The 7,749-nt window shown below is 36.2% G+C and carries 12 protein-coding genes; 10 read left to right on the top strand and 2 right to left on the bottom strand.

Translation table 11 applies throughout. The annotated features are described in order from the left end of the window. The 3 genes from KBF89_08395 to KBF89_08405 all read left to right on the top strand — a co-directional run. On the top strand, window positions 1-356 hold a 356-nt coding region (locus KBF89_08395), incomplete at its 5' end, for a hypothetical protein (GenBank protein ID MBP9116340.1). Between the two features lie 49 nt (window positions 357-405). Continuing rightward, on the top strand, window positions 406-666 hold the full coding sequence (locus KBF89_08400; protein MBP9116341.1) for a glutaredoxin family protein: 261 nt from the start codon (window positions 406-408) through the stop codon (window positions 664-666). Between the two features lie 41 nt (window positions 667-707). Continuing rightward, on the top strand, window positions 708-1,040 hold the full coding sequence (locus tag KBF89_08405; GenBank protein MBP9116342.1) for a hypothetical protein: 333 nt from the start codon (window positions 708-710) through the stop codon (window positions 1,038-1,040). Between the two features lie 29 nt (window positions 1,041-1,069). Here KBF89_08405 and KBF89_08410 read toward each other — a convergent pair whose 3' ends face one another. Continuing rightward, window positions 1,070-1,480, bottom strand: coding sequence for a hypothetical protein (locus tag KBF89_08410; protein ID MBP9116343.1), 411 nt, complete (start codon window positions 1,478-1,480; stop codon window positions 1,070-1,072). Window positions 1,481-1,559: 79 nt separating this feature from the next. On the opposite strand from KBF89_08410, the gene KBF89_08415 reads away from it, so the two are divergent. The 6 genes from KBF89_08415 (at window position 1,560) to KBF89_08440 (ending at window position 5,876) form a co-directional block, all read left to right on the top strand. Then, window positions 1,560-2,297 carry a transcriptional regulator gene (locus KBF89_08415; GenBank protein MBP9116344.1) on the top strand — a complete coding sequence of 246 codons (738 nt, stop codon included), beginning with the start codon at window positions 1,560-1,562 and terminating at the stop codon, window positions 2,295-2,297. A gap of 25 nt (window positions 2,298-2,322) precedes the next feature. Then, the gene (locus KBF89_08420) at window positions 2,323-2,889 is read left to right on the top strand and encodes a DUF2231 domain-containing protein (protein ID MBP9116345.1); all 567 of its coding nucleotides are present in this window, start codon (window positions 2,323-2,325) and stop codon (window positions 2,887-2,889) included. Then, window positions 2,889-3,626, top strand: coding sequence for a sulfite exporter TauE/SafE family protein (locus KBF89_08425; GenBank protein MBP9116346.1), 738 nt, complete (start codon window positions 2,889-2,891; stop codon window positions 3,624-3,626). Before KBF89_08420 ends, KBF89_08425 begins: the two co-directional genes overlap by 1 nt. A gap of 171 nt (window positions 3,627-3,797) precedes the next feature. Continuing rightward, window positions 3,798-4,379 (top strand): AAA family ATPase, encoded by a 582-nt coding sequence (locus KBF89_08430; GenBank protein MBP9116347.1) that lies wholly within the window; start codon window positions 3,798-3,800, stop codon window positions 4,377-4,379. Between the two features lie 31 nt (window positions 4,380-4,410). Continuing rightward, window positions 4,411-4,725 carry a hypothetical protein gene (locus tag KBF89_08435; protein ID MBP9116348.1) on the top strand — a complete coding sequence of 105 codons (315 nt, stop codon included), beginning with the start codon at window positions 4,411-4,413 and terminating at the stop codon, window positions 4,723-4,725. A 182-nt stretch (window positions 4,726-4,907) separates the two neighbouring features. After that, the gene (locus tag KBF89_08440; protein ID MBP9116349.1) at window positions 4,908-5,876 is read left to right on the top strand and encodes a magnesium transporter CorA family protein; all 969 of its coding nucleotides are present in this window, start codon (window positions 4,908-4,910) and stop codon (window positions 5,874-5,876) included. Between the two features lie 51 nt (window positions 5,877-5,927). On the opposite strand, the gene KBF89_08445 is transcribed toward KBF89_08440, so the two are convergent. Beyond that, a complete protein-coding gene (locus KBF89_08445; protein ID MBP9116350.1) occupies window positions 5,928-6,926 on the bottom strand; it encodes an Ldh family oxidoreductase in 999 nt (332 codons plus the stop codon). A 443-nt stretch (window positions 6,927-7,369) separates the two neighbouring features. On the opposite strand from KBF89_08445, the gene KBF89_08450 reads away from it, so the two are divergent. Next, entirely contained in the window at window positions 7,370-7,738 is a 369-nt protein-coding gene (locus KBF89_08450) for a hypothetical protein (GenBank protein MBP9116351.1), read from the top strand. Window positions 7,739-7,749 lie beyond the last annotated feature (11 nt).

Raw genomic sequence — 7,749 nt, forward strand, 5'->3', positions numbered from 1 at the left:
ATGTGAGTGGTGCAGTTGCGCTTAATAACGCGACTTTTAATATGACTTTGAGTTATGTGCCAAGTGTCGGTTCAACTTTTAAGATTATTAATTCAACTTCACTGACAGGTACTTTTAATAATCTTGTTGATGGTGCTGTGTTTGTATCAGGTTCATCAAAGTTGCGAATCAATTATTCACAAACAGGTGCTACTTTAACTGTTGTTGATCCAAGCACAGCAGTGACTACAACATTAGGGTCACTACCAGCCACTGGTTTGAATACAGTTCTTGCTATGAGTCTTGTTGCTGCGTTACTTGGACTTGGTACTTTGATGCTTTTAATTACACGCAGGCGAAGGTTAACTATAAAGTAGTCAATAAAAATTGTTGAAATAATATTAGACAATATTTGTTAAACCTAATATGAATAAGAAAATTGATGGTAGCTCCAGTAGAGAAATTGATTTCTACTGGAGGCCAGGTTGCCCATTCTGTATGTCACTGGAATCAAAACTAAAAAAAGAAGATATTAAACTGAATAAATTTAACATTTGGGAAGACGAGAGTGCGTCAGCCAAAGTTAGATCTGTAGCAAATGGGAATGAAACAGTTCCAACTATAAATGTTAATGGTACATTTTTAGTTAATCCTTCTATGAAAGAAGTAGTGAAATTATTAAGCTAACTTTGTTGGTTTAATATATTTAAATGTGCTTGAATAGAAGTATGGATAAACCTAAGTCAAAAAAAATACATTTAGCACTCTCAGTAAAAAACTTAGATGAAGTAGTTAAAGATTATAATAAAAGACTCGGAAGTTCCCCTGAAGTATTTATACCTAACGAGTATGCGTTGTGGCGCACTAATGAAGTTAATCTTTCAGTGCGCGTAGATCCAAGTTTTCAGCCAGGTAGTTTGCGTCATTTAGGATTTGAAGACCCTTCTGTTGATGGATTTACTTCAACTATCGACTCAATTGGTATTGTATGGGAATCGTTTCGTGCACAAGATCAATTAGACGAAATTAACTCAATTTGGCCAGAAAAAAAGGAACAGTAGTTTTAATCTACTGTTCCCAATGAATTATTTTAAGAACGCTTTGGTATTGATGGACCATAAGCTACAGCAAGACGAAACAGAGCTAATGCAGCTAGAAATAAACCAAAGTCCCTAAGTGCAACGTCGTAATAGTTTGCCATTATTAATAGATTTACAATAATTGCTGCGAGCCATATTGCAACAAGTGGTCCTCCAAATTTAGGTTGAATAAATACTACTATTCCAGCAACAATTTCAATTACACCAACTATATACATGAGAGTATGTGCTTTGGCATTAAATAAATCGCTGAATTCTGGTGCAAGATATTTATCCCAGTTGGTTAATATATGTGTGAATTTATCTATTCCAAATAATATGGGTGCAGCAGTGAAGCCTATTCGTAATATCCAAAATGCTTGAACGCTAGGTTCTCTGGATGTGATTGTAGTGTCTGTCATAATATTCTCCTTTAGTTAATATATATTGATTATATTAGCAAAGCTTTATTTTTAAATCAATATATGTTAGTTTTATTGTATGGAAGTCACTGAAAGTAAAGATAATGAGAATAATGAGGATAATTTATCTCGCCTTAGTGGTTTAGCTGAACCCAATAGACGCTTACTATACGATTTCATTGTGTCACAAAATGATTATGTCAGCAGGGAACAGGCTGCACAGGCTTCTGGACTTAGAAAAGGAATAGCGTCTCACCATCTTGATCGTTTAGTGCAAGATGGTTTATTAGAAGTTGTTTTTAAAAACCTACCCGGAGATAATGGTGGCAAAGTTGGCCGACCTAGTAAATTATACAAAAGAGCAACTAATGAGATTGAAGTTTCACTTCCATCTCGTGAATATAAAATAGCTGCACAAATTTTAGCTAAAGCAGTCGATAGTACATTAAGCCGAAAATGTACGCTCGACGAAGCAATTACAGATTCTGCCCATGAAGAAGGAAAAAAGATCGCAGAACAACTTCGTGTAACAATAAAAAATGAAGAATCAATTGATCGCCAAATAATAGGTGGACTTAGCCAGTATGGTTATGAACCAGAAACATTAGACGATGGCGTGACTGTATTACATAACTGTCCATTTCATGCAATTGCACAGGAACATAAAGAACTCATTTGTTCAATGAATCATACAATGCTTGATTCGATGCTTAAGGAGATTGATCAGACAAAGCTTGTTGCAAAGCTCGAACCACAAGCCCAACACTGTTGTGTTCGATTATATGGTAATTGTGAAAAAATAAAAGAGAAAAACTAATATCAATAAATATAAAGGGGAACTTATGCGTACATTTTCATTTAAGCCATCGTTAACTTTAAAGGGAAGGAAATTCAAAGGACTAAGAGGATTTGCGGGTAAACCTTTCCACCCTCCTATAACTACTATTCCTGTTGGTGCATACATTATTGCACCGGCTTTAGACATTGTTTCATTTTTAAATAAGGACCAAGCATGGGCAAGAGATCTATTTCGTGCTAGTACCTTTGTGCTTATATGTGGTGGCATCATTTCGATATTCGCAGTTATAACCGGCCTATATGATTGGAAAAAATCGACAGAAAAAGGTACACAAGCACGTCGTACAGTTAATGCACACATGGCAGTTATGTTTGTACTTTCAGCAATTGTATTAGCGGGTATCATTTGGCGATTAAATATTTTCAGTGATCAAAAATATACTTCATTAGGATTACTTTCGATAAGCATAGTCATTGGAGTACTAGTTGCGATAGGCGGAACTATAGGTGGCGGATTGGCCTACGATTATGGATTTAATGTTGAAACTGCAGGCGATAGTCCAGTATGGCATAAGTCAGAAATAGATGTCATGCCTGGCGAACATAAATAATGATATGGCTAGGGATAGCCTTAATAGGTTTATGCATTGGTTTCTTAAGTGGGTTATTCGGTAAAGGTGGTTCAGCAATTGCAACACCATTATTACACGCTATAGGTGTACCAGCAATAATTGCTGTTGCCGCTCCACTTCCTGCAACCATACCGTCAACATTAGCGGCATTTAATGTTTATCGTAAAGGCAATTATTTAAACTATCGAGTCTTAAAGTTAAGTCTCGTTTTTGGTATACCTGCAACGATAGTTGGTTCTATTGCAACGCGTTGGATAGGTGGAGATTTTTTAGTTTTAACAACCGATGTTATTGTCGCTCTGTTGGGTCTGCGATTCTTATTGGCAAAAAAACAAACACAAAATACTGGTGTTGTTGAAATTTTTGACTGGAAAATAATTTTAGTATCTATTGTTGTTGGACTAGTTTCAGGTTTATTGGCAAATAGTGGAGGATTCCTTTTAGCGCCTTTATATATTGCAATTTTAAAATTGCCAATAAAATCTGCATTCGCAACTTCACTTGCTGTGGCTAGTGTGTTAGCAGTTCCCGGCACAATAGTTCACACAGTATTAGGCCATATCGATTGGAAAATTGTATTGGTATTTGGATCTATGTCGATTCCTTTTGCAAATATTGGTGCGCGAACTGCAGTGAAAATAGATGCGCATAAGTTAGAAAAAATCTTTGGCATTGTATTGTTAATTTTAGGAGTAACTTTTATTTTTCTGCATTAAATATTTTTGTACAGACAAATCCTGACATTAGTCGACCACCATATATTTGGCTGAACCAACTTAGGGAAATCAATACAAAATAACGAGCAATCTAACTAACTCGTGTATTGATTCGCATAAATATGAATTATTTTTTGTATCTTTATATATAAACCCTAGTAATGTTTAAGTATGTATAAAGATCTTGTAAAGCTGATAGAAGAACAACTGGCTGAGCAAGAAGTAGTTGTTATAGCAATATCTGGACATGGGGGTTCTGGCAAATCAACTTTAGCTGAAAAGCTTGCTCAGCAATTCAATATTGCAAAAAACCAAATCATCCAAAGTGACGCATTGCATGCTAAGGATTATATGCAAACAAGAGATTTATTCGGTATGCATGACTGGGATAGTATTTTTGAACTTTTGGCTAACATTCGAAACGATGATCGATTGAACTATACCAAACGTGACGATAAAGAAATCGAAAGTGTTGTTGATATACCACGCCCAAGACTAGTAATTATTGAGGGTATTCGATTAATTCGTCCTGAGATTTTGCCTTTTGTTGATGAAAGTATATGGGTAGATTGTCCACTTGAAATTGCTACCATGCGTGCAAAAGAAAGAAACCGCCAACAGGGTGACAGTGAAGCTGAGATTGCACTTTGGGATAGCAAATGGGCTCCCGAAGCAAAATTATATTTTGAGCAAGTTAAGCCCGATAAGATTTCTAGTTTTATTTATAGAGATCAAGGATTAACTCTAACCTAATCTAGAATTGTGACTCTTGAAAATCTAATGAGTGGCATTAACTCTTTTTCCTCGCTGTAGACCTATATTAAGTGTTAGCGAGAAGAGAAATTGTTCTACCGGAAAAAACCAAATCGCTATTGCAGCTGAATCAATTGTAAAAAGAAATATAAATGATGCGATTAAGTTAATTCTCCATGGCCCTAATGTTTCAAGTTCTGGTCTTTTAAATGATTTAATGATGACAGGAAAGAAAACGATAGCATTTATTCCCGCAACGATAAGTAAGTTAACAAGAGCATCTTTAAAAATGAGCCAACAAATGAAGCCGACTGCTATACCTACAAGCCCAATTTTATCGGAATAGATAATCTAGGAGAGAAGCTAGGTATTTTGGCCCCGATCGCACTTACGCTGAGTGGTATTGATCAATCACATATAAGAGTAAGCAACGCCGGTCCATGGGAACAATACACACCAGCACCATTAACGCTTTAAGTTTTAAGAGTTAGACGTCTTATAAACAATTATTCTAGTAATATTAAGTATATGGCAACTACTAAAACAATCGCATTTACTAATGGTGTGTTTTCGAGCCAAGATTTTCCAATAGAAACTATCTCTGATCTCTTAAAATCAAATACAACAATGGTCTCTGTTGACTTTACTTCACCTTCTGAAAGCGACTTATCTAGTGTTGCAAAAGAGCTCGGCTTACATGAATTAGCAGTTGAAGATGCATTACATTCTCATCAGCGACCGAAGATTGATTACTATGCCGATCACATATTCTTAGCATGTCATTCACTGAAGTTAAATATAGATACCGGAGAATTACAAGTCATAGAAATTGATTCGTTTATACAGAGTAATTGTATGATCACTGTGCACGGAGAAAATTTTTCTATGGATGAATACACAAATAGATGGGCAAATACAAAGGAAGTTATTAGCGTAAGTTTTTTACTATACAGCCTTCTTGATTCTATAATTGATCAGTATATAGATACAGTAAGTAAGTTCGATGATTTTTTCGATTCTATAGGTGAGCGGATATTTTCTGGAGAGTATTTCGATATTACCAGTCAAAAAGAATGGTTTAATATGCGTAAATCATTGGTACAATTTCATCGAGTAATCAGTTCGATGCGAGAAGCATTAAGTGTCTTGATTCGAAGAGAAAATCATTTTATAGATGAAAATATGGTGCCGTATTTTCACGACTTACATGACCACCTAATCAGAGTATATGAGTCATCGGATGTTTTACGAGAACTTGTGGCAACAATAAGTGAAACCAATCTTAATCTTCGGGACTATCGACAGAATCAGATTGTAAAACAAGTAACTAGTTGGGCAGCTATTGTTGCTGTACCTACCTTGGTCACCGGCTTTTACGGGATGAACGTGCCTTTTCCAGGTAGTGGCGAAACATCAGGCGTATTTGTGGCATCAGGGTTGGGTTTGAGCGCATCGCTTCTATTGTTTTGGATCTTTAGGAAACGTGATTGGATATAATAGTCCACATTCATTATTTCAAAACATGCCTTTAGCTTTAGGAATTGAAAACTAAACCTGAAGTAATGAATTAATTTCTTCCCATAATTCAGGTGCGATCTCTATTTTCCCTTCTGCTTTATTTTTTAAAGATCGAGATCCTGAACTCTCACCAGGAATAGTAATTGTTTGACCGCTCATTGGTGTGCTGTTCTTTATTGAATTGATTCCAGCCTGAGTTTCTGCAATGAAAGTGTTGAGTCCACCAAATAATTCTGGATTATAAACTGTAATACTCCCAGAATTAGGAGGCCAAGGTTTTGAGTAATTACTTGCATCTGCTTCAATTATTAAAGGGTTGCCTAGCATTGTTCCATTTAAAATTGCGATCATCATTGAAATAGCAAAACCTTTATGCTCGCCAAATGTTTTTACAGAATGTGCATCTTTAGGATACACAGCATTTGAACCATCGGCAGTTAGAAAAGTATCTTCGGGTAACTCAACACCATATTTATTTGCAATACGGACATTGCCCCAAGCTTTTTTTGATGTAGCCATCTCAACTTCAAGCGGCTCGTTTTCGGTAGGTATTGCATAGGCTATCGGGTTAGTGCCAAGTGTAGGGTCGACTCCGCCTGGAGGTGCAACAGCTTGACCACTTCCAATGTTTGTTACAACTCCAACCATGTTATGTTTCGCAATATAGTTAGCAATCGCTCCCGGGCGTGACCAGTCACGCATATTTTTTATAACAGCGCTACCAACACCTTCTTTTTTGGCAATAGCAATAGCTTCATCGGCAGCTTTTCTACCTACAGTAATTCCAGGGTGACCTTTAGCATCAATATAATATAAAGAATGACTATGAAGTATTACCTGTGGTTCTTCGAGCTGCGAAAAATCTTGTTTGACAAAGGAAGGAAATGGAGCCAAACCATGAGTTTCTTGACCTCTTAGTTCGCCACCAAGGTATACGTCAATAATTAAATTAATATCGTCTTTTGAATAATCTAACTTAGTCAAAATTTTATATAAGGTTTCTTCAACTTCATTAATTTCAATTTCCATATATGTAGTTTATCTAAGTCTTTTGATTCACTAGAGGAATAAAAAACTTTGTGTCAACTATACATTCATCAACTATAATTTTATAGCGCCAATTAATATAGAGTAAATACCCCTTAAAGAGGGATGCGCCAGAAATGCATAGTTTTAGACGAGAACTTTTATTTTATACTAGTCACGAATTTGTTCCTTCGCTTATGGGCCGCTCGGTTTCATATGAAAAGAACTTCATGAATATTAAGACGATTTTTATGAATAGCAAAATGTTGCGAGACTTCTCATGCGAAATATCGCGAGTTTCGGTGCCAAATGTGCATTTTCTGAGCCCCATTGCTAAAAATTGAATATTTTCATTTAAAGTTCAGATTTTACATATTTAAATTATTGCACTACTATTATCCCGTACAAATTATTCGTGCCAAATCGAAAACCGGGAGTCAAATTCAATGAAATCTAATACGATTACAAAATTAGCAAAGCTATTTCTAGCTTTATTGTTCATCGCTACAACAGTGATAACAGGGTCTGTAATAACAAAACAGAAAACTAACGCTGCAGAAACTTATTGTAAAGAAGGTTTTTTTCAATATGCTGACAATCAACTAAAGATTTATTCACCAGCTGATGATGACTTTACAAATATTGGTGATCCTTATAGTAATGGCAATGCTGCAGAAACAGGTGTTATTAATGCAAGTGGGTGCAATTTTACACTTTTGCGCGAACCCAGTTTCAGCGGAGCTGTGAGTAAGCCGCGCCGCCTGTCCGCCGTGGGCGGACGCGCCCCACCAGCCGCCCCCTTTGCCGTTTTCTGAGATTTCCCCCC

The sequence above is a fragment of the Acidimicrobiia bacterium genome, from assembly GCA_018057765.1.
In the GTDB taxonomy this organism is placed as follows: domain Bacteria; phylum Actinomycetota; class Acidimicrobiia; order IMCC26256; family JAGPDB01; genus JAGPDB01.

What these genes read in the sequence shown, in the direction of transcription:
- KBF89_08400 (MBP9116341.1), top strand. Translation starts at nt 406, where the DNA reads ATGAATAAGAAAATTGATGGTAGCTCCAGTAGAGAAATTGATTTCTAC.
- KBF89_08405 (MBP9116342.1), top strand. Translation starts at nt 708, where the DNA reads ATGGATAAACCTAAGTCAAAAAAAATACATTTAGCACTCTCAGTAAAA.
- KBF89_08410 (MBP9116343.1), bottom strand. Translation starts at nt 1,480, where the DNA reads ATGACAGACACTACAATCACATCCAGAGAACCTAGCGTTCAAGCATTT.
- KBF89_08415 (MBP9116344.1), top strand. Translation starts at nt 1,560, where the DNA reads ATGGAAGTCACTGAAAGTAAAGATAATGAGAATAATGAGGATAATTTA.
- KBF89_08420 (MBP9116345.1), top strand. Translation starts at nt 2,323, where the DNA reads ATGCGTACATTTTCATTTAAGCCATCGTTAACTTTAAAGGGAAGGAAA.
- KBF89_08425 (MBP9116346.1), top strand. Translation starts at nt 2,889, where the DNA reads ATGATATGGCTAGGGATAGCCTTAATAGGTTTATGCATTGGTTTCTTA.
- KBF89_08430 (MBP9116347.1), top strand. Translation starts at nt 3,798, where the DNA reads ATGTATAAAGATCTTGTAAAGCTGATAGAAGAACAACTGGCTGAGCAA.
- KBF89_08440 (MBP9116349.1), top strand. Translation starts at nt 4,908, where the DNA reads ATGGCAACTACTAAAACAATCGCATTTACTAATGGTGTGTTTTCGAGC.
- KBF89_08445 (MBP9116350.1), bottom strand. Translation starts at nt 6,926, where the DNA reads ATGGAAATTGAAATTAATGAAGTTGAAGAAACCTTATATAAAATTTTG.
- KBF89_08450 (MBP9116351.1), top strand. Translation starts at nt 7,370, where the DNA reads ATGAAATCTAATACGATTACAAAATTAGCAAAGCTATTTCTAGCTTTA.